A 19,313-nucleotide genomic window follows, 5' to 3' on the forward strand; every position below is an offset into this window, starting at 1 on the left:
GCACCGGCAGTGAGCAGACGCACGTTGCAACCCGGCGACCTGCGGAGAAGGCTGGAAAAGAATCCACGAGTGGAAGGCCCCACATGTCCCTGCGACCCGGAGCCCGGGCCTGGGCGGTGTGGGCCGCCGGCCTCGCCGCGTACACCGTCGCCGTCCTGCACCGCACCTCACTGGGCGTCGCCGGGCTGGACGCGCAGCAGCGATTCGACGTCAGCGCCGGCACCCTGGCGAGCTTCGCGGTGCTGCAGCTGCTCGTCTACGCCGGCCTGCAGATCCCGGTCGGGCTGCTGCTCGACCGATTCGGATCACTGCGGTTGGTGGTGTGCGGCGGGCTGGTGATGGCCGCCGGGCAGACCCTGATGGCGTTCTCCGACGGGATCACCGGTGCCGTGTTCGCCCGGGTGCTGGTCGGTGCCGGCGACGCGATGACCTTCATCAGCGTGCTGCGGCTGGTCCCGCGCTGGTTCCCGCCCCGGCGCGTGCCGGTGCTGACCCAGATGACCGGGCTGGTGGGGCAACTGGGCCAGATCGTCTCCGCCGTACCCCTGGCCGCTCTTCTTGCCGGGCCTGGCTGGACCACCGCCTTCCTCGGCGCCGCCGGCACCGGATTCTTCGTCTCGCTGGTGGCCTTCGCCGCGCTGCGGGACACCCCGGAGCGGCGCTTCAGCAGTGGCACCGCGGTCAACCTGCGGCAGCTCGGCACCGACCTGGGCGACGCCTGGCGGCACCCGGGCACCCGGCTCGGGCTGTGGACGCACTTCACCACCCAGTTCACCGGCACGGTGTTCGCCCTGATGTGGGGCATCCCGTTCCTGATCGCCGGCGAGGGGCTGACCCGCGGCGAGGCCGGATCGCTGCTGACCATCTTCGTGATCACCGGGATGGCCGCCGGGCCGGTGCTCGGCACCCTGGTGCAGCGCTACCCGCTGCGCCGGTCGCTGCTGGTGCTCGGCATCGTCGCGATCAACCTGGGCGCGTGGGCGCTGGTCCTGCTCTGGCCGGGGCGGGCCCCGCTGCCGGTGCTGGTCCTGCTGGTGGTCGCACTCGGCTCGGGCGGGCCGGGCTCGATGATCGGTTTCGACTACGCCCGCAGCTTCAACCCACCGCACCGGCTCGGCACCGCGACCGGCGTCGTGAACGTCGGCGGTTTCGTCGCCTCACTGGTGACCATCGAGCTGATCGGCCTGATCCTGGACGCCCGGACGGGTGGCAGTGCCGACTATCACATCGCCGATTTCCGGATCGCGATGTCGGTGCAGTTCGTGGTCGCCGCGGTCGGCCTGGCGGGCATTCTGCGCAATCGGCGGCTGGCCCGACGCCTGCTCGAGGAGGAGGAAGGCATCGTCATCCGGCCCTTGCGGGTGGTGCTGGCCGAGCGGCGGAGTTTAGCCGCCAGCCGTGCGGTAAAGGCTGAGGGCTGGCACGACTGAAAGGGGGCACATGACTGAGCACGCGCACCACCGGGTCTGGTCCGGTATCGACATCCCGAAGACCATCGCCGGCACTCTGGCCGCGGTCTCCGCGGCAGTGGTCGGTTCGTTCCTCGGCGTGGCCGGCACACTGATCGGCGCGGCCGTGGCCAGTCTGATCAGCTCGGTGGGCACCGAGATCTACCACCGGTATCTGGAACGGGGCACGAAGAAGCTGCAGACCGCGTTCGTGACCGCGCCGGCCGCCGTCGGGACACCCGAGGTGGCCGCGGCACCGCAGCCGCCGTCCGACGAGCCGGCACCGGCCCGGCAGATCCGCTGGAAGCGGATCTCGCTGGTGGCCGCGTCGCTCTTCGTGCTCGCGATGGGCACGCTCACCGCGGCCGAGTTGCTGGCCGGACGGTCCGCGGCGGACGCCACCGGCGGCAAGTCCGGCGGCGCGCCGACCGTGTTCAACTGGACCGGCAACGACTCGTCGAGCGACGCGGACACCGACAAGCCGGCTCCGGCGTCGTCCACGACACCGGCCGGAGCCGACCCGAGCACGGAACCGGCCGCCGAGCCGAGCTCGCAGCCGGACCAGGGCACCGCGACCACGGCGCCGGCCGACCCCGGTACGGCCACCACCGAACCGGCCGCGGAGCCGACCACGGAGGCGCCGGCCGAGCCGGAACCGACCACCGGGGCCGACACCGATCAGGGCACCGCGGAACTGCCGGAGCAATAGGAAGGGATCGAGGAATGGACGCGAAGGGTCTTCTCGAGGACGCGTACGGCCGCCTGCCCGACCTGGTCGGCACGGCGATCCGCGGCCTCACCCCGGAGCAGCTCCGCTGGGCGCCGCAGCCCGGCGCCAACTCGATCGGCTGGCTGGTCTGGCACCTCACCCGGGTGCAGGACAGCCACCTCGCCGAGGTGCTCGGCGCCGAGCAGGTCTACGTCGACGGCGGGTGGGCGGCCCGGTTCGGCCGCAAGCCCGACCCGTCCGACACCGGGTACGCCCACACGGCCGCCCACACGGCCGCCGACGTGGCCGCCGTCGTCCCGGAGAGCTCCGAGGCGCTGACCGATTACTACCAGGCCGTGCACGAACGCACGATGGTCTACCTGGGTGGTCTCACCGACGCCGAGCTGGACCGGGTCGTCGACCGGAGATGGAATCCGCCGGTCACCCTCGGCGCCCGGCTGATCAGCGTGTACGACGACGACGCCCAGCACGCCGGCCAGGCCGCGTACGTCCGGGGCCTGCTCCCCTGACCGTATGACACCTGTCAGCGGCTGATCGACGTCGATGGGGCTAGCGTCGGGGCATGGTGGAATACCGAGCCAGCCAGACCGCGGTCCTGGTCGCCCAGGGACGGGCCGCCGCACACGAGCGGCTCGCCCCGGGACGGTTCACCGATCCGACCGCGCGGGCGCTGCTGCGTGACGACGAGCTGACCACCGTCGATCTGGTCCGCCGGGACGAACCACCCGCGGACTGGACCGGCCGGGTCACGTACGAGATGGTGCGGCGCTGCGCCGAGATGATGGTGCCGCGGACCGTGGCGATCGACGCGGCGATGCGGGAACGGCGTACCCCTCAGGTTGTCATTCTCGGCGCGGGCCTGGACGGACGCGCCTGGCGGATGCCGGAGCTGGCCGCCGCGGACGTCTACGAGGTCGATCAGCCCGCCTCCCAGCAGGACAAACGGGAGCGCTCGGGCATCCTCGACGGCAAGCCGCCGGTGTTCGTGCCGGTGGACTTCGAACAGGACCGGCTCGGCGACGCGCTCGCCGCGGCCGGTCACCGCGCCGCCGCGACGACCTGGGTGTGGGAGGGCGTGGTGCCGTACCTGACCCCGGAGCAGGTGGACACCACGGTGCGGGCGGTCGCCGCGCTCTCCCCGCCCGGCAGCCGCCTGATCATCAGCTATCAGGCCCGGTCGGGGCGGGCGCGGGTCGGCCGGCTGGTGGCGCACTCGATGGCGAGGGTCACCGGGCACGTCAGTCCGTGGGCCGCCGAGCCGTGGCGGTCGGCGTGGACCCCGCCGGGGCTGGCCGGGCTGCTGCAGCGGCACGGCTTCACCGTGCTCCGCGACGACAACCTGCTCGACCTGGCCGCCGGTCTGCTGCCGGCGACTCCGCGCACCGTCTCGTTCCGCTCCGGCCGGATCGCGGTCGCCGACATCTGACCGCGCGCCGGCTGGGCCTCAGGGGTGCTTCCGCGCCCTGGAGGCACCCCTGACAACCAGCCGGAACCCCGTCAGACCGCGCTTTCCAGGACCGCTTTCATCTCCAGGATGCCGCGTTCCACGCGGGCCCGGACCGCGGGCGCGAGGGCGTGCGGGAGGACGTCGGTGGTCCAGACGACTTTGGTACGACCTTCTGCCGCCTCCACCACCTGGAACGCGGCCTGGTGATACGTCAGCGGCATGGCCTGGCCCTCGACCACCGAGTAGGCCATCCGCCGCAACTCGTGGTCGATCGCGATGATCAGCTCGCGGATCCGCGCGCCGTTCGGCATGGTCAGGATCCGGAAATCGCCGTCGAGCTCGGCGGCTGCCACCCGGCCGGGCAGCAGCCGCTCGTGCACCGCGCCCACGTCGGCGATCGCGTCCCAGACACGCGCGGCGGGCACCTCGACGAACGTCTCCACAGCAACAGTGGCCACGTCTACGCCGAGGCCGGCTCGCTCAGCGGCAACCGGACCAGGAACCGGGTGTCCCCCGGCGCCGACTGCAGCGACAGGTCACCACCGTGCCCGTTCACCACGATCCGGTACGAGATGTCCAGGCCCAGCCCGGTCCCCTCGCCCACCGGCTTGGTGGTGAAGAACGGCTCGAACACCCGCTTCTTGATCTCGTCCGGCACCCCCGGCCCGGAGTCGCCGACCGAGACCACGACCCGCTCGTCCTCCTGGTACGTCCGGATGGTCAGCGTGCCCGCCCCGGACATCGCCTGCACCGCGTTGTCGATCAGGTTCGTCCACACCTGGTTCAGCTCGGCCGGGTGGACCGGGATCTGCGGCAGCGTCCGGTCGTAGTCCTTGACCACCCGGATCCCGTCGCCGATCTTGTGCGCGAGCATCACCAGGGTGCTGTCCAGCCCGGTGTGCACGTCGATCCACTGGTGCGCCGAGCGGTCCACGTGCGAGTACTGCTTCGCCGCGTTGACCAGCGACGACACCCGGCCGGTGGCGTCCTCGATGTCGCTCATCAGCTGCTCGGTCTCCAGCGCGTACCCGATCCAGTGGATCGCCTGGTCGAGCAGCTCCGGCGAGGCCAGCCGGTCCTGGATCTCGGTGAGGCAGTCGACGTCGATGCCACCCTGCGCGAAGACCGGCGCGACGTCCCAGCCACCGGTGACCCCGTGCTCGTCCATCCAGTCGCCGAGCTCGTCCTCCCGGTCGGCGGTCTGCATCGCGGTCAGCGACGGCGCCTTGGCGGCCCGCTCGATGACCTCCTCCTGCAGCTCGAGCAGCTGCATCAGCCGGTCCGGGGCGACCTTGCCGGCGGCCAGCTTGCCGAGCTTCATCCGCATCCCGGCGACCCGCTGGCGCAGCGCGCCGGTGGCCCGGGAGGCGGCCGCGGCCGGGTTGTTCAGCTCGTGCATCAGCCCGGCGGAGAGCGCGCCGAGGGCCTGCAGCCGCTGCCGTTCCCCGATCACCGCCTGCGAGCTGCGCATCCCCAGGGTCAGGCCCTCGAGCAGGTGGATCGCCATCGGGAACCACTCGCGCATCAGCCACCCGAAGTCGGCCGCGGAGAGCGTGAAGAACTCGCTGTCGGAGAGCGCCCGCATCGACGCCATGTAGCGCTGCGGCACGCCGTCGTCGCGCAGGTAGGCGGTGGTCGCGCCCATGTAGACGCCGCGCTGCTCGGTGCGGACCGTCTGGACGTCGTCCTGACCGACCCGGCGGGTCAGCGCGACGGTGCCGGTGAGCAGCACGAAGAACTGCTCGGCCGGGTCGCCCTCGCGCAGCACCAGGCCGCCGCCGGCCACCCGCTGGGTGCAGCCGTGCTCGGCGATCCAGGTCAGCTGCTCGTCGGTGAGTTTCTCGAAGAGGAACAGCGACCGCAGGTCCTCGGCGGTGAGCCGGCCGGGCTCACAGGGTTCCAGGTGGATCTCTTCGGGTTCGGTCATGGCTGGGCCAGCCTTGTCATGCCCTCGTGGCCCTCGCCTGCGAGGTCGTTGTTCGGCACCAGGAAGTGCCGCTCGGTGCAGTCGGTCATGACTATTGCGCCTCCAGGTAACGATGCACCAGCGCGACGGCCATCGCGCCCTCACCGACCGCCGAGGCCACCCGTTTGATCGAGTTGGCCCGGACGTCGCCGGCGGCGAAGATGCCGGGAACACTGCTCTCCAGATAGAACGGATCGCGGTCGCGATCCCATCCCCGCGGACGGTCCCCGTTCGCAAGAAGATCCGATCCGGTACGGATGAAGCCCTTTCCGTCCCGTGCCACCGCGTCACCCAGCCAGTCGGTGCGCGGTTCGGCCCCGATGAAGACGAACAGGTAGCCGCACTCGACGGTGGCCTTCGTGCCGTCCTTGCTGTCGCAGATGGTGATCGCCTGCAGGTGCCCGTCGCCGAGCGCCCCGATCACCTCGCAGCGGGTACGCACCTCGATGTTCTCCACCCGGGCCAGCTGCTGGATCAGGTAGTACGACATCGACGACTCCAGCGAGTCGCCGCGGACCAGCAGGGTGACCCGGCGCGCGTACTTCGCGAAGAAGAGCGCGGCCTGCCCGGCCGAGTTCGCGCCGCCGACGATGTACACGTCGGTGCCGGAACACGCCGGCCCCTCGGTGGCGGCCGAGCCGTAGAACACCCCGGAACCGGTCAGGCCGGCGACCCCGTCGGCCAGCAACGGGCGGTAGGAGACCCCGGTGGCCAGCAGGATCGCGTGCGCGGAGACCTCGCCGCCGTCGGCGAACGTCAGCGTACGAGCGGACCCGTCGGCCCGGAGCCCGACCACCTCGCGGGTGTTGAGCGTCTCGGCGGCGAACTTGTCGGCCTGCCGCCGGGCCCGGTCGGTCAGCTGGGCCCCGGAGATCCCGTCCGGGAAGCCCAGGTAGTTCTCGATCCGCGAGCTCTGCCCGGCCTGCCCGCCGACCGCCTGCCGCTCGATCAGCAACGTCTTGAGGCCCTCGGAGCCGCCGTAGACGGCCGCGCCCAGCCCGGCCGGGCCACCGCCCACGATGATCAGGTCGTAGAAGTCCCGGCCCGGGTTGGTGGAGAGCCCGGCCGCCTCGGCGACCTCCTGCACGGTCGGCTGGGACAGCGCCCGCCCGTCCGCGGTCACCACCAGCGGGACCGACTCCGGACCGGCCCCGGCCGCCTCCAGCAGCCGGCGGCCCTCCGGCTCGTCCGCGCCGAAATACCGGTACGGCACCAGGTTGCGGGCGAGGAAGTCGCGGATCTGGAACGACGGCTCGCTCCACCGGTGCCCGACCACCCGGATGTCCAGTTGCTCCTGGTCACCGGTCGCCTGCCACGCGTCCAGCAGCGCGTCCAGCACCGGGTAGAGCTTCTCCTCCGGCGGGTCCCACGGCTTGAGCAGGTAGTGGTCGACGTCGACCACGTTGATCGCCTGGATCGCGGCGTCGGTGTCGGCATACGCGGTCAGCAGCGCCCGCCGCGCGTGCGGGAACAGGTCCATCGCCTGCTCCAGGAAGTCGATGCCGTTCATCTGCGGCATCCGGTAGTCGGCGAGCATGACGGCGACCCGTCCGCCACGCAATTTCAATTCCTTCAGTACGTCGAGCGCGTCGCCGGCCGAACTCGCCCGGATGATCCGGTACTTGTCGCCGTAACGGCGGCGCAGGTCACGCGCGATGGCGCGGGAGACCGAGGGGTCGTCGTCGACGGTGAGGATCGCGGGTTGGCCCATGGGTCGTTACCTCTACTCCACATCGATTTCTTCGGGGTGCCGTTCCAGATAACCGGCGACGAACGGGCAGGTGGCGGTGACCGGCGTGGACCGGGAACGGGCGTCGGCGAGTGCCGCGGCGGCCAGCCGGCCGGCCAGCCCACGCCCGGAGAAGGCCTGGTCGACCTCGGTGTGCAGCAGCTCGACCCGGTCGCCGTGGCGGCGGTAGTGCAGCACGCCGGCGACCTCACCGCCGAGCAGGATCTCGTACCGGTCCCGCTCGAAGCTGTCCACCACGATCGCGTCCTCGGCGTTCCAGTCGCCGGCCTGGGCGCTGCCCTCGACCCGTAGCTTGCGCCGGGCCCGCTCGTAGAACGAGGTGGTGCCGAACCGGATCACCTGGGCGGCGGCCGGGAGCGGCTCGATCTCGATGGCCGCGCCCGGTTCGGCGTACCCCTCGATGATCCCGTCCACCTCGATCGCCAGCCGGCCACTGGTCGACAGCACGTCCAGGCAGAGGTGTTCGGAGGTGTCCAGCACCAGGGACCGGTTGAACGACGAGTGCGCGGCGGCCGCGCTGACGATCAGGCCCTCCACGTTCGGCGAGACGATCGGGCCACCGGCCGAGAAGCTGTACGCCGTCGAGCCGGTCGGCGTGGAGACCAGCACGGCGTCGGCCGCGTAGTTGACGAACCGGCGCCCCTCGACCCGGATCCCGACCGCGGCCAGCCCGTGGCCCGGCACCCGGACCAGGGCGATGTCGTTGAACGCGGTCACCGACCGGCCGTCCGGCAGGGTGGTGCGCACCGCGGTGCGGGTCTCGACCGTGTACCGGTGGTCGTCGATCGCGGAGAGCGCGTCCTTCAGCTCCGGCAGGTCGACCTCGGCGAGGAAGCCGAGCCGGCCCACGTTCACCCCGAGCACCGGGGTCTTGCGGCCCTCGACCAGGCGCATCGTGCGCAGCATGGTGCCGTCGCCGCCGAGGCTCACCAGCAGACCGGCGCGGTCGACCATCTCCTCCACGGAGACCGCCTCGGCGCTGCAGTCGATGCGGTCGATCTCGTCGGGCAGGCCCAGCACGGTCACGCCGCGGGACGCCGCCCAGCTCACGATGGTGTCGACCGCCGAGCCGCAGTCGCGGCGCGGATGCAGCACCAGACCGACCACTTTGATCATGCCCATCAGTGTGCCCCTCTCCCGGTTCCCCGTCAGCCTCGCACGCCAGGCCGGAGATCGGCGACCATCCGGACCGTGGCGGAAACCACGGGGCGGCATCCGTCGTACGCATGATGTTCAATGCCGTTCATGACGGAATGGCGGGCGGTGGTCACCGATCTGGACGGCACGGTGGTCGGACGGAACGATCGCATCACGCCGGCCACCCTGAACGCGGCCGCTCAGCTGCGGTACCGCGGGATCCCGCTGCTGGCCGCCACCGCCCGGACCCGCAACGGTGTGTTGCGGCTCGGCGCGTTCGCCGGGCACCTCGCGGTCGCGGTCTGCCACGGCGGGGCGCTGGGCTGGGCCCCGGAGAGCGGGCAGACCCTGTGGCAGCGCACCCTGCCCGCGGAAACCCTGCGTGACCTGGTCACCTTCGTCCGGGATCGGCACGGTGCCGGGCTGTCCGCGTTCGGTGTCACGTCCTGGGACCTCACCCCGGAGTACCTGGCGCTGCGGGGCACCCCGCCGGCCGAGCCGTGGCGGCCGGTCGCGCTCGCCGGGATCGCCGACCAGCCCGCGTACGGCGCGGCGATCCGGCACGCCTCGCTCAGCTCGGACGAGCTGATCGCCGAGCTGGCCCAGGCCGGTTTCGCCGCGCGGGCCACCCTGACCTACGCGGCGCCGCACCTGGTCGAGATCGGTCCGCTCGGCGTGGACAAGGCGGCCGGGGTGGCGCGCGCCCTGGACTGGCTGGGTGTCTCGCCGGAGCACACCGTGGCTTTCGGCGACATGCCGAACGACCTGAGCATGTTCGCGCTGGTGGGGCACTCGGTCGCGGTGGGCGCGGCGCATCCGGCGGTGCTGGCCGCCGCGACCGCCCACACGGCCGGCGTCACCGACGACGGCTTCGCCCAGCACCTGGCCACCCTGGGCCTGATCCACACCTAGCGCCCGCGAGAAGCCCTCAGACCGCAAGGAACCGGCGCGCCGCGAGGAAGCCGGCTGGTTCTCAGGGGTGCCTCCGAACGCCGGAGGCACCCCTGAAGACCAGCCACACACCTTGAGCGACCCGCCTCGTCACCCCGGCTGGCGCTCAGGGGTGCCTCGGAGTGCCGGAGGCACCCCTGAGGACCAGCCTCGTTGCCTCGGCTGGTGCTGAGGGGTGTCTCAAGGCCGTTGAGACACCCCTGAGCACCAGCCGGGACCGGGACCGGCGCTCGGGCGCCGGGCTGGGCGGTTCGGGCGCCGGGCTGGGCGGCGCGGGGCTGGGCGGGCGCTTGGTCAGTGGCGCGTGGCGAGGGCCAGGAAGCGGTCTTCGCCGTCCTCATAATCGGTCAGCAGCCAGCCCGCGGCGGCCAGCAGCGGGGCCAGCCGGACCTCGCTGAGCGCCTCGTCCGGCCGCAGCGTGCGCCCGTGCCGGGTGGCCAGCGCCGCCCGGCCGATCGGGTGGAAGAGCGCCAGCCGGCCGCCGTGCCGGGTGACCCGGGCCAGCTCGGTCAGCCCGGCCGCCGGGTCCGGCAAGTGGTTGATCAGGCCGGCCGCGAAGACCACGTCGACGCTGTGGCCGGCCATCGGCAACCGGCGGGCGTCCGCGACGATCAGGGTGGCCGCCGAGTCCCGGCCGGCCCGGCTCGCCTCGGTCAGCATGTCCGGGGTGAAGTCCAGCCCGACCACCCGACCGGTCGGCCCGACCGCGCCGGCCAGCGCCGGCAGTGCCCGGCCGGTGCCGCACCCGACGTCGATGGCGACGTCGCCGGGGCGGACCCCGGCCTGCTGGACCGCTTTCGCGTACGCCGGCAGGTCGTCACCGAACTTGACGTCCCAGCTCGCCGCGCGGGCCGCGAAGAACGCCCGGCTCTCCGAGAGATACCACCGGTCCGGGTCGGCCAGCGACGGGTGCACGTGCCGGATCACCGGCCAGTCCGGGTCGCGATGGTCGATCACCACCTGGGCGCGCCGCTCACCGTCCCCGGCGGTGAACCTGTTGCGCGGGCCGCCCCGCAGGTAGACCAGGACCTGGTCGGTGGCCGGTTCGAGCACGTTGAGCGCCGAGTCGAACCCGCCCGCCCCCGGCCCGGTCAGCCCGAGCACCGCGTCGATGTTCCAGGCCCGCGAGCTGGCCGGGAACGCCGCGGCGAGCCGGGACGCGAACGCCGCGGCCGCACCCGGGTCACCGCCGTCGACGATCACCGTCAGCGGGGCGCGAGGCGCCAGGACCTCGGCCAACAGGGCGGTGACTTCGGTTATCCGTTCCGGCACGCCCATCAGAATGCAGCCGCGATGTGACCCGCGCAACACTTCACTCACGCAATTACGCCGGGGTGAGCTGGGCGGATCCCCCGGCTAGCGTTCCGGGTATGCAGTCACTGGAGCTGGCCGATTTCCGGACCAGGGTCGCCCGTAACCACCTGGACGCGACCGACCTGGCCGATTTCCGAGCCCGGCGGGACGCCCTGTTCGCCACCCACCCGCAGTCCCCGATCCCGGCCGGGGAGCGCCGGGAGTTCACCGGGCTCCGCTATTTCCCGGCGAACCCGGAACTGATCGTCGACGTCCCGATGCGGACGGCCGAGGGCGAGCTCACCATCGACACCGGCGGCCCGGACGGTGTCGTCCGCTACACCCGGTCGGCGATCCTCGAGACACCGTTCGGCGAGCTGACCCTCTGGTGGATCGCCGCCTACGGCGGAGGCCTGTTCCTCCCGGTCCGCGACGAGACGTGCGGCAAGCAGACGTACGGCGGCGGCCGCTACCTGACCGACACCGTCAAGGGCACCCACGGTCGCGGTGTCGAGTGGCTCGGCGGCGACCGGGTCCGCCTCGACTTCAACTACCTCTACAACCCGTCCTGTGCCTACGACCCCGAGTGGGCGTGCCCGCTCGCCCCACCGGAGAACCGGCTCACCCACCGGATCGAGGCGGGCGAACTCACCTACCACTGACCCGTTGACCTGGCCGAACCGGGACCTTTGGCCTTATCGGGCGCCGGTCGGCACGGTCACTATCGAGGTATGAGCGAGGTCAAGCAGGCACTGGTGCAGGCGGCGGATGCGGCTCGGTTCGCCCCGTCGATCCACAACACCCAGCCGTGGCGGTGGGTGGTCCGGGCCGACCGCCTGGAGCTGTTCGCGGTCGCCGGTCGGCAGCTGCAGGCGCAGGACCCGGACGCCCGGATGCTGTTGCTGAGCTGCGGCGCGGCGCTGCACCACGCGCAGGTGGCGCTGGACGCGGAGGGCTGGGCGTACTCCGTCGACCGCCCCGCCGCCCTCACCCCGGACGCGCCGCTCGCGGTGATCACCCCGGGTGAGCGCCGGCCGGCCGAGCCGGAGGCCACCCGGCACCTGCAGATGCTGCGGGTGCGGCGGACCGACCGGCGCACGGTCGGCGAGGAGGCGGTGAGCGAGACGGTGCTGGACGAGTTGGTCAAGGCGACCGAGCAGTCCGGCGCGCGGCTGCACGTGCTGGGCCGTGACCAGGTGCTGGAGCTGGCTGTCGCGGTGGAGCACGCCCAGTCGGCCGAGGCCGCCGACGACGGGGCGCGGGCCGAGCTGGCCGCCTGGGTGGGCGGTGAGCGACCGGAGGGCACCGGCATCCCGTCCGCGTCGCTGCCGGTCGAGGTGCCGCTGACCACTGTCGCGGAACGCGACTTCCAGACCGCCGGGACGGTCGCGGCCGGCGGTGGGCACGACCGGGCCGCGACGTACGCCGTGCTGTACGGCCCCGGTGACGCCGAGCAGGACTGGCTGCGAGCCGGTGAGTCGCTGAGCCGGTTGTGGCTGTCGGCGACCGAGCACGCGGTGAGCCTGCTGCCGTTCAGCGGGCCGGTCGAGGTGCCGTTCGCCCGGGAGGCACTGCGCCGGATCCTGGGCGGGACCGGAATGCCGTACCTGGCGATCCGTCTCGGCCTGCAGGACCCGGCGCACACCGCGCCCCCGCACACCCCGCGCCTGGCCGCCGATCAGGTCATCGACATCCTGGAAGAGGGGTAGCAGCAACCCGATGCGCATTTCGCCCGTCGATGACGAGAGTGCCGAAAATGGCTAGCGAAGCGTCGGTCATTTTCGGTGCTCTCGTCATCGACTCCCCGGGGCGAAATGCCGCCGAGCGGAGCGAGGCCATGGGTCAGTGCGGGTCGCCCTCCGGGCCGAAGGCGGTCAGGAAGCGGTCGCGGAACGTGTCCATCCGCCAGACCGGCGCGTCCGCGGCCGGCTTCACGCTGCTGGTCCAGCCCCAGGAGGCGATCCGGTCGAAGACCTTGGGGTCCTTGGCGACGATCGTGATCGGCACGTCGTGGCTGGCGGTCTGGCCGACCACCACCGAGGCCGGCTGGTGGTCACCGAGGAAGACCATCACCAGGTTGTCGTCGCCGTACTTGGCGGCCCAGCCGATCAGGCTGTCGACCGAGTAGGCGATCGAGCGGGCGTACTCGGTGCGGATCCGGGCGTCGTCCTTCCACACCTCCTTGGGCGTGGCGGCGCTCTTCACCATCGGGCCGTAGACGCTGCCGTCGCCGAGCTGGTCCCAGTCGAGCATGCTCGGCACCGGGGCCCACGGGGTGTGGCTGGAGGTCAGGGTGATCTCGGCGAGCAGCGGGCCGCGGTTCGGCTTGGCGTACTCCTGCTTCTGGAACTGCGACATCACGAACTGGTCGGGCATCGGTGACCAGCTCAGCTGCGGGCCGTGGTAGTTGAAGGCCTGCTTGTCGTAGACCTGGTCGTACCCGTAGAAGGCACCTTCCGGCCAGGCGAAGATGACGCCGGGCTCCATCCCGACCGTACGATGTCCGGTGTTCTTGAAAGCCCTGGTGAGGGTGAGTCGGTCGGTGGCGACGAGACTGCGGTAACGGGATTCGTTGTTGACCCACATGCCGGACAGGAACGTCGAGTGCGCGAGCCAGCTGCCGCCACCGGCCGTGGACGAGGTGAGGAAGCCGCTGCGGGCGGCGAACCCGGCCGCGGCGAGCTTCTTGTCACCGTCGGCGAGTGAGGTGAGCACCGCGCCGTTGAACGCCGGGTTCTCCACCGCGTCCCGGCCGTAGCTCTCCACGAACGAGACGACCACGTCCTTGCCGCGCAGCGCGGTGAGCAGCTGGTCGCCCGGCCGGTCCCGGTACGCGTCGTCCTGCGCCTCGGCCAGGAACTTGCGCTTGTCGGCCAGGTCCTTGGGCAGTGCCAGCGCGGTGTCGCGGGCCAGGTCGGCGGCCGCGGTCGAGGCCACCGGGATCCCGCCGATGAGCTGGTACCCGGTCAGGAACAACGCTACCCAGGCCACCCCGGCCACGCCGAGACCCGGCCAGGCGAGCCGGCGGTTCCCGGCGGCGACCACGGTCAGGCGCAGCATCGCCCAGGTCATCCCGGCGATCAGCAGCACCGCGCCGAGGAGCGCGCCGATCGCCACCGCGGTCGCGGACGGCCGGCCGGCCGAGTCGATCAGGAAGTTGAAGCCGTCGTCGAAGAGCGTCCAGTCCAGGACCGGGTCGAAGCGGCGGGCCAGGATCGCGTAGAAACCGATGTCCACCAGCTTGATCACAGTGAGCGCGCCGAGCACCAGGCCGAGCGCGGCCGCGGTCCACCGGCGCCACCGGATCGGCAGCAGGAGCAGCACGGCGCCGGCGAGCAGCGCCTCGATCGGGATCCGCAGCAGCGCGGTCTGCCAGTGGTTACCCGGCGGGAGGCGGGTGATCTGGTCCGGCAGGATCAGTGCGAGGAACACCAGGATGGCGGCGAAACCCGTGGTCACGTGACGGACGACCCGGCGGTACGACTTCGGTTGGCTCACGTTCACTTGATACGCCTGTGCGCCATCCCGGGTTCGACGGGCCTCCGGTGACAAAGGTCCGGCACCCACCCATGACAAAAGTCAGTGGATGAGTGAGCGCTCGCTCATTAGTCTGGCCGTCGTGGAATCCCGACGCAGACGACAACCGGCCCTGGCGCCGGACGACCGGCGGGCGGCGCTGATCGCGGCGACCATCCCGCTGCTGCACGAGCACGGCACCGAGGTGAGCACCCGGCAGATCGCGCACGCCGCCGGGGTCGCCGAGGGCACCATCTTCGGCGTCTTCGACAACAAGACCCAGCTGGTGGTCTGCTCGATGGTCCAGGCACTCGACCCGCAACCCACGCTCGACGCGATCGCCGCCATCGATCCGGCGGCCGATCTGCGGGCCAGGCTCACTCAGGCGGCCGAGATCGTGCACGCCCGGTTCGCCGAGAACGCGCACCTGATGCACGCCGCCCGGAAGCTGATCTTCACGAGCGACGCGCACCCGGAGGCCGCCAAGCAGATGGCGTTGACCCGCGGTGACCTGCTGGCCGCGGTCACCGTGCTGATCGAGCCGGACGCGGCCCGGCTGCGCATCCCGGCGGCCAAGGCGGCCCGGCTGCTGATGCTCCACTGCGGCGCCAGCACCTTCGGCCCGTTCGGCGGCGACGAGGCATTCAGCGGCGACGAGCTCGCGTCGCTGCTGCTCGACGGCATCCTTCAATCTCATACGGGGGAGCAAGTGACGTGTTGATCAAACTGCTTCGTGTGCATCTGCGGCCGTACCGGAAGACGATCGGCCTGATCGTGCTCTTCCAGTTCCTGCAGACGCTCGCGACGCTCTACCTGCCCACCCTGAACGCCGACATCATCGACAACGGCGTGATCAAGGGCGACACCGGCTACGTGCTGAAGCTCGGCGGCGGCATGCTCGGCATGACCGTGCTGCAGATCGCGGCGCAGGTCGTGGCGGTCTATTTCGGCGCGCGCACCGCCATGGCGGTCGGCCGGGACCTGCGCGAGGCGATCTTCGCCAAGGTGCAGACGTTCTCGGCGCGCGAGGTCGGCCAGTTCGGCGCCCCGTCGCTGATCACCCGGACCACCAACGACGTGCAGCAGATCCAGATGCTGGTGCTGCTCACGTTCACGCTGATGGTCTCCGCGCCGATCATGTGCCTCGGCGGCATCGTGCTGGCGCTGCGCCAGGACGTCCCGCTCTCCGGGCTGCTCCTGGTGATCATCCCGATCCTGATCGGCATCGTCGCCCTGATCATCAGCCGGATGCGGCCGCTGTTCCGCAGCCTGCAGGTCAAGCTGGACCGGGTCAACCAGGTGATGCGCGAGCAGATCACCGGCATCCGGGTGATCCGGGCGTTCGTCCGTGACGAGCGCGAGCAGGCCCGCTACGAGGTGGCCAACGACGACCTGACCCAGGTCTCGCTGAAGGCCGGCAAGATCATGGCGTTGATGTTCCCGACCGTGATGCTGATCGTGAACCTGTCCAGCGTCGCGGTGCTCTGGTTCGGCGGGCACCGGATCGACAGCGGGCCGATGGAGGTCGGCGCGCTCACCGCGTTCCTCAGCTACCTGATGCAGATCCTGATGTCGATCATGATGGCCACCTTCATGTTCATCATGATCCCGCGGGCCGAGGTCTGCGCCGAGCGCATCCAGGAGGTGGTCGGCACCGAGAGCAGCGTGACGCCGCCTTCGGCGCCGATCACCGAGGTGACCCGGCACGGCGAATTGGAACTGCAGTCGGTCAGCTTCCGCTATCCGGGGGCCGAGGCCGCTGTTCTTTCCGACGTACGACTGATCGCCCGGCCCCGGGAGATCACCGCGATCATCGGGTCCACCGGCAGCGGCAAGACCACGCTGCTCAACCTGGTCCCCCGGCTCTTCGACGTGACCGAGGGCAGCGTGCTGGTGGACGGCGTGAACGTCCGCGAGCTCGACCCCGGCCTGCTGGCCCGGCTGGTCGGGATCGTGCCGCAACGGCCGTACCTGTTCACCGGCACGGTCGGCTCCAACCTGCGGTACGGCAACCCGGACGCCACCGACGAGGAACTCTGGGAGGCCCTCGAGGTCGCACAGGCCAAGGGCTTCGTCGAGAAGATGGACGGGCGGCTGGAGGCCCCGATCGCGCAGGGCGGCACGAACGTGTCCGGCGGGCAGCGGCAGCGGCTGGCGATCGCCCGCGCGCTGGTGCACCGGCCGGAGATCTACCTGTTCGACGACTCGTTCTCGGCGCTCGACTACGCCACCGACGCCGCGCTGCGGGCCGCGCTGATCCCGCACATCGCGGACGCCACCGTGGTGATCGTGGCGCAGCGGGTCAGCACGATCCGGGAAGCCGACCGGATCGTGGTGCTCGACGACGGCAAGGTGGTCGGGACCGGGACGCACGAGGAACTCATGGACGGCAATCCGACGTACCGGGAAATCGTTCTTTCGCAGTTGACCGAGCAGGAGGCGACCGCATGACCGCGCCCAACCGGCCCGGGCCGCCGATGGGCGGTCCGCCGGCCGCCCGGATGATGATGGGGGCCGGTGGGCCCCCGGAGAAGCTGCAGGACTTCAAGGGCTCCACCAAGCGCCTGCTGCGCATGCTCGCCCCGCAGCGCGCGCTGGTCGGCCTGGTGCTGTTCTTCGGCGTGGTCTCGGTCTCGCTCGCGGTGCTCGGGCCGCGGCTGCTCGGGCACGCCACCGATGTGATCTTCGAGGGTGTGGTCGGCAAGATGCTGCCGGCCGGTGTCACCCAGCAGCAGGCCGTCGAGGGGCTGCGCCAGCAGGGCGACACCAAGGTCGCCGACATGCTCGCGGCCATGGACAGCGTCGTACCCGGCCGGGGCATCGACTTCGACGCCCTGAAGCGGGTGCTGCTCTGGGTGGCCGTGGTCTACCTGTTCGCGTGGGTGTTCGGCGTGCTGCAGGGCCGGATCACCGCGCGGGTGGTGCAGACCGCCGTGTTCGACCTGCGCAACCAGGTCGAGGCGAAACTGTCCCGGCTGCCGCTGTCGTACTTCGACAAGCAGGCGCGTGGCGAGGTGCTGAGCCGGGCCACCAACGACACCGACAATATCGCGCAGACGCTGCAGCAGACGTTCGCCCAGCTGGTGACGGCGCTGCTGACGGTCGTCGGCGTACTCGGAATGATGTTCTGGATCTCGCCGTTGCTGGCGCTGATCGCGCTCGTCACGATCCCGGTGTCGTTCTGGCTGACCAAGTTCGTCGGCAAGCGGGCCCAGGGCCAGTTCGTCGCCCAGTGGAAGACGACCGGCCAGCTCAACGGGCACATCGAGGAGATGTTCACCGGCCACTCGCTGGTCAAGGTCTTCGGCCGGCAGCATGAGGCCGAGGAGACGTTCCGCGGTCACAACGACAAGCTGTACGCGTCCAGCTTCCGCGCCCAGTTCATCTCCGGGCTGATCCAGCCGGTCATGATGTTCATCAGCAACGTGAACTACGTGCTGGTGGCGGTCGTCGGCGGTCTGCGGGTGGCGTCCGGCTCGTTGTCGCTGGGTGACGTGCAGGCGTTCATCCAGTACTCCCGGCAGTTCAGCCAGCCGCTCACCCAGGTGGCCAGCATGGCCAACCTGGTGCAGTCCGGGGTGGCCTCGGCCGAGCGGGTGTTCGCCCTGCTCGACGCGGAGGAGCAGAGTCCGGACCCGGCTCCGGTTTCGCTTTCCTCGGTGGAAGGGCGGATCACGTTCGAGAACGTGTCGTTCCGGTACCTGCCCGACCAGCCGCTGATCGAGAACCTGTCGCTCTCGGTGGAGCCGGGCCAGACCGTCGCCATCGTCGGTCCGACCGGCGCCGGCAAGACCACGCTGGTCAACCTGCTGATGCGGTTCTACGACGTGACCGGCGGGCGGATCACCCTGGACGGGGTGGACATCGCGACGATGCCCCGTGAGCAGTTGCGTGAGCAGATCGGGATGGTGCTGCAGGACACCTGGCTGTTCGGCGGGACGATCGCGGAGAACCTGGCGTACGGCGCGGACTCCTACGATTTCGCGGCGATCGTCCGGGCGTCGGAGGCGGCACACGTCGACGGCTTCGTCCGGATGCTCCCGGACGGCTACGAGACGACGATCGACGAGGAGGGCTCGAACGTCAGCGCCGGCCAGAAGCAGCTGATCACGATCGCGCGCGCGTTCCTGGCCGAGCCGAGCATCCTGATCCTGGACGAGGCCACCAGCTCGGTCGACACCCGTACCGAGGTGCTGATCCAGCGGGCCATGGCGACGTTGCGGACCGGCCGGACGAGCTTCGTGATCGCCCACCGCCTGTCCACCATCCGCGACGCCGACCTGATCCTGGTGATGGAGAACGGCACCATCGTGGAACAGGGCACCCACGACGAGCTGATCGCGGCGGACGGCGCTTACGCCAGGTTGTACTCGGCCCAGTTCGCCCAGGCGGTCGCCGAGATCGACTGACTCTTTGAAGAGCCGGCCCGCGATGATCGCGGGCCGGCTCCGTCATTCGTACTGGTAACGGCAGAAGACGATGGTGATCTCATTCGGCGTCACGGCATACACCAGGCGGTGCTCGTCATCGATACGCCGGGACCGGAGACCAGCGAGATTGTCACGCAGGACTTCGGGTTTGCCGATGCCCGGACCGTCGGGATCACGCTTGATGTCGGCGATCAGCGCGTTGATGCGCTTGAGCGTCCTGCGGTCCTGGGTCGGCCAATACAGATAGTCGTTCCAGGCCTGATCGGTCCAGCTCAGCTTCATTCCTCAGGACCGAACTCACGTTCGGTGGCGAGGCCGGCGCGCCACTGCTCGACGCTCTCCATGAGCCGCCTGGCGTTCGCGGGTGTCCGGAGCAGGTAGTTGGTCTCCACGATCGAGTCCCAGTCAGCCTTGCTGACCAGCACCGCGTTGCCCCGTTTGGAGACGATCTCGATCGGGGTGTGGTCGTCGTTGACACGCTCGATGAGCGGGAAGAGAGTCTTGCGTGCCTCACTGGCACTGATCGCTTCGGTCATGACACCTCCCAAGTCGTACCGGATTCGGTACCACTTTCCCGGCATGAGGCACAGACGAAGCAGCGGGGGCGGCCTGTCGGCCGCCCCCGCTGGTTCCGGGTCAGGTGGT

The 19,313-nt window shown here is 70.8% G+C and carries 18 protein-coding genes; 10 read left to right on the forward strand and 8 right to left on the reverse strand.

The window, feature by feature from the left end:
* Window positions 1–83: 83 nt before the first annotated feature.
* Genes Apa02nite_RS27155 through Apa02nite_RS27170 form a run of 4 tightly spaced genes read left to right on the forward strand, consistent with a single transcriptional unit; the run spans window position 84 to window position 3,604 of the window.
* Window positions 84–1,430 carry an MFS transporter gene (locus Apa02nite_RS27155; protein ID WP_067684405.1) on the forward strand — a complete coding sequence of 449 codons (1,347 nt, stop codon included), beginning with the start codon at window positions 84–86 and terminating at the stop codon, window positions 1,428–1,430.
* 10 nt (window positions 1,431–1,440) lie between these two features.
* Window positions 1,441–2,157, forward strand: a complete 717-nt coding sequence (locus Apa02nite_RS27160) for a prolipoprotein diacylglyceryl transferase (protein WP_203827486.1) — start codon at window positions 1,441–1,443, stop codon at window positions 2,155–2,157.
* Between the two features lie 14 nt (window positions 2,158–2,171).
* Window positions 2,172–2,687, forward strand: a complete 516-nt coding sequence (locus Apa02nite_RS27165; protein WP_203827487.1) for a mycothiol transferase — start codon at window positions 2,172–2,174, stop codon at window positions 2,685–2,687.
* 53 nt (window positions 2,688–2,740) lie between these two features.
* Window positions 2,741–3,604 carry a class I SAM-dependent methyltransferase gene (locus Apa02nite_RS27170; RefSeq protein WP_203827488.1) on the forward strand — a complete coding sequence of 288 codons (864 nt, stop codon included), beginning with the start codon at window positions 2,741–2,743 and terminating at the stop codon, window positions 3,602–3,604.
* 71 nt (window positions 3,605–3,675) lie between these two features.
* Here Apa02nite_RS27170 and Apa02nite_RS27175 read toward each other — a convergent pair whose 3' ends face one another.
* From Apa02nite_RS27175 to Apa02nite_RS27190, 4 genes are all read right to left on the reverse strand, one after another.
* The gene (locus Apa02nite_RS27175; protein ID WP_203827489.1) at window positions 3,676–4,083 is read right to left on the reverse strand and encodes an SRPBCC family protein; all 408 of its coding nucleotides are present in this window, start codon (window positions 4,081–4,083) and stop codon (window positions 3,676–3,678) included.
* A gap of 2 nt (window positions 4,084–4,085) precedes the next feature.
* A complete protein-coding gene (locus Apa02nite_RS27180) occupies window positions 4,086–5,552 on the reverse strand; it encodes an ATP-binding protein (RefSeq protein ID WP_203827490.1) in 1,467 nt (488 codons plus the stop codon).
* A gap of 91 nt (window positions 5,553–5,643) precedes the next feature.
* Entirely contained in the window at window positions 5,644–7,302 is a 1,659-nt protein-coding gene (locus Apa02nite_RS27185; RefSeq protein ID WP_203827491.1) for an NAD(P)/FAD-dependent oxidoreductase, read from the reverse strand.
* A 12-nt stretch (window positions 7,303–7,314) separates the two neighbouring features.
* Window positions 7,315–8,457, reverse strand: a complete 1,143-nt coding sequence (locus Apa02nite_RS27190) for an NAD(+)/NADH kinase (protein WP_232343848.1) — start codon at window positions 8,455–8,457, stop codon at window positions 7,315–7,317.
* A 129-nt stretch (window positions 8,458–8,586) separates the two neighbouring features.
* On the opposite strand from Apa02nite_RS27190, the gene Apa02nite_RS27195 reads away from it, so the two are divergent.
* Entirely contained in the window at window positions 8,587–9,390 is an 804-nt protein-coding gene (locus Apa02nite_RS27195; RefSeq protein WP_203827492.1) for an HAD family hydrolase, read from the forward strand.
* Between the two features lie 333 nt (window positions 9,391–9,723).
* Here Apa02nite_RS27195 and Apa02nite_RS27200 read toward each other — a convergent pair whose 3' ends face one another.
* Complete coding sequence (locus Apa02nite_RS27200) at window positions 9,724–10,707, reverse strand: class I SAM-dependent methyltransferase (protein ID WP_239164605.1); 984 nt, start codon at window positions 10,705–10,707, stop codon at window positions 9,724–9,726.
* A gap of 92 nt (window positions 10,708–10,799) precedes the next feature.
* On the opposite strand from Apa02nite_RS27200, the gene Apa02nite_RS27205 reads away from it, so the two are divergent.
* Both Apa02nite_RS27205 and Apa02nite_RS27210 read left to right on the forward strand, forming a co-directional pair.
* On the forward strand, window positions 10,800–11,384 hold the full coding sequence (locus Apa02nite_RS27205; protein WP_203827494.1) for a DUF1684 domain-containing protein: 585 nt from the start codon (window positions 10,800–10,802) through the stop codon (window positions 11,382–11,384).
* Between the two features lie 69 nt (window positions 11,385–11,453).
* Entirely contained in the window at window positions 11,454–12,431 is a 978-nt protein-coding gene (locus Apa02nite_RS27210) for an Acg family FMN-binding oxidoreductase (protein WP_203827495.1), read from the forward strand.
* A 133-nt stretch (window positions 12,432–12,564) separates the two neighbouring features.
* Here the strand turns inward: Apa02nite_RS27210 and Apa02nite_RS27215 are convergent, their stop codons facing one another.
* The gene (locus Apa02nite_RS27215) at window positions 12,565–14,220 is read right to left on the reverse strand and encodes a sulfatase-like hydrolase/transferase (protein WP_203827496.1); all 1,656 of its coding nucleotides are present in this window, start codon (window positions 14,218–14,220) and stop codon (window positions 12,565–12,567) included.
* 121 nt (window positions 14,221–14,341) lie between these two features.
* On the opposite strand from Apa02nite_RS27215, the gene Apa02nite_RS27220 reads away from it, so the two are divergent.
* The 3 genes from Apa02nite_RS27220 to Apa02nite_RS27230 are packed head-to-tail and all read left to right on the forward strand — an operon-like array spanning window position 14,342 to window position 18,647.
* The gene (locus tag Apa02nite_RS27220) at window positions 14,342–14,959 is read left to right on the forward strand and encodes a TetR/AcrR family transcriptional regulator (protein WP_203827497.1); all 618 of its coding nucleotides are present in this window, start codon (window positions 14,342–14,344) and stop codon (window positions 14,957–14,959) included.
* The gene (locus Apa02nite_RS27225) at window positions 14,953–16,689 is read left to right on the forward strand and encodes an ABC transporter ATP-binding protein (RefSeq protein ID WP_203827498.1); all 1,737 of its coding nucleotides are present in this window, start codon (window positions 14,953–14,955) and stop codon (window positions 16,687–16,689) included. Before Apa02nite_RS27220 ends, Apa02nite_RS27225 begins: the two co-directional genes overlap by 7 nt.
* Window positions 16,686–18,647 (forward strand): ABC transporter ATP-binding protein, encoded by a 1,962-nt coding sequence (locus Apa02nite_RS27230; protein WP_275412530.1) that lies wholly within the window; start codon window positions 16,686–16,688, stop codon window positions 18,645–18,647. The genes Apa02nite_RS27225 and Apa02nite_RS27230 overlap by 4 nt, the downstream gene beginning before the upstream one ends.
* A 42-nt stretch (window positions 18,648–18,689) precedes the next feature.
* Here Apa02nite_RS27230 and Apa02nite_RS27235 read toward each other — a convergent pair whose 3' ends face one another.
* On the reverse strand, window positions 18,690–18,950 hold the full coding sequence (locus Apa02nite_RS27235) for a Txe/YoeB family addiction module toxin (protein ID WP_203827499.1): 261 nt from the start codon (window positions 18,948–18,950) through the stop codon (window positions 18,690–18,692).
* The gene (locus Apa02nite_RS27240; RefSeq protein WP_203827500.1) at window positions 18,947–19,204 is read right to left on the reverse strand and encodes a type II toxin-antitoxin system Phd/YefM family antitoxin; all 258 of its coding nucleotides are present in this window, start codon (window positions 19,202–19,204) and stop codon (window positions 18,947–18,949) included. Before Apa02nite_RS27240 ends, Apa02nite_RS27235 begins: the two co-directional genes overlap by 4 nt.
* Window positions 19,205–19,313 lie beyond the last annotated feature (109 nt).

The organism is Actinoplanes palleronii (genome assembly GCF_016862315.1).
Taxonomy (GTDB): domain Bacteria; phylum Actinomycetota; class Actinomycetes; order Mycobacteriales; family Micromonosporaceae; genus Actinoplanes; species Actinoplanes palleronii.

What these genes read in the sequence shown, in the direction of transcription:
- Apa02nite_RS27190 (WP_232343848.1), bottom strand. Translation starts at nt 8,457, where the DNA reads ATGATCAAAGTGGTCGGTCTGGTGCTGCATCCGCGCCGCGACTGCGGC.
- Apa02nite_RS27185 (WP_203827491.1), bottom strand. Translation starts at nt 7,302, where the DNA reads ATGGGCCAACCCGCGATCCTCACCGTCGACGACGACCCCTCGGTCTCC.
- Apa02nite_RS27240 (WP_203827500.1), bottom strand. Translation starts at nt 19,204, where the DNA reads ATGACCGAAGCGATCAGTGCCAGTGAGGCACGCAAGACTCTCTTCCCG.
- Apa02nite_RS27160 (WP_203827486.1), top strand. Translation starts at nt 1,441, where the DNA reads ATGACTGAGCACGCGCACCACCGGGTCTGGTCCGGTATCGACATCCCG.
- Apa02nite_RS27165 (WP_203827487.1), top strand. Translation starts at nt 2,172, where the DNA reads ATGGACGCGAAGGGTCTTCTCGAGGACGCGTACGGCCGCCTGCCCGAC.
- Apa02nite_RS27195 (WP_203827492.1), top strand. Translation starts at nt 8,587, where the DNA reads ATGACGGAATGGCGGGCGGTGGTCACCGATCTGGACGGCACGGTGGTC.
- Apa02nite_RS27235 (WP_203827499.1), bottom strand. Translation starts at nt 18,950, where the DNA reads ATGAAGCTGAGCTGGACCGATCAGGCCTGGAACGACTATCTGTATTGG.
- Apa02nite_RS27210 (WP_203827495.1), top strand. Translation starts at nt 11,454, where the DNA reads ATGAGCGAGGTCAAGCAGGCACTGGTGCAGGCGGCGGATGCGGCTCGG.
- Apa02nite_RS27230 (WP_275412530.1), top strand. Translation starts at nt 16,686, where the DNA reads ATGACCGCGCCCAACCGGCCCGGGCCGCCGATGGGCGGTCCGCCGGCC.
- Apa02nite_RS27155 (WP_067684405.1), top strand. Translation starts at nt 84, where the DNA reads ATGTCCCTGCGACCCGGAGCCCGGGCCTGGGCGGTGTGGGCCGCCGGC.
- Apa02nite_RS27205 (WP_203827494.1), top strand. Translation starts at nt 10,800, where the DNA reads ATGCAGTCACTGGAGCTGGCCGATTTCCGGACCAGGGTCGCCCGTAAC.
- Apa02nite_RS27200 (WP_239164605.1), bottom strand. Translation starts at nt 10,707, where the DNA reads ATGGGCGTGCCGGAACGGATAACCGAAGTCACCGCCCTGTTGGCCGAG.
- Apa02nite_RS27180 (WP_203827490.1), bottom strand. Translation starts at nt 5,552, where the DNA reads ATGACCGAACCCGAAGAGATCCACCTGGAACCCTGTGAGCCCGGCCGG.
- Apa02nite_RS27170 (WP_203827488.1), top strand. Translation starts at nt 2,741, where the DNA reads ATGGTGGAATACCGAGCCAGCCAGACCGCGGTCCTGGTCGCCCAGGGA.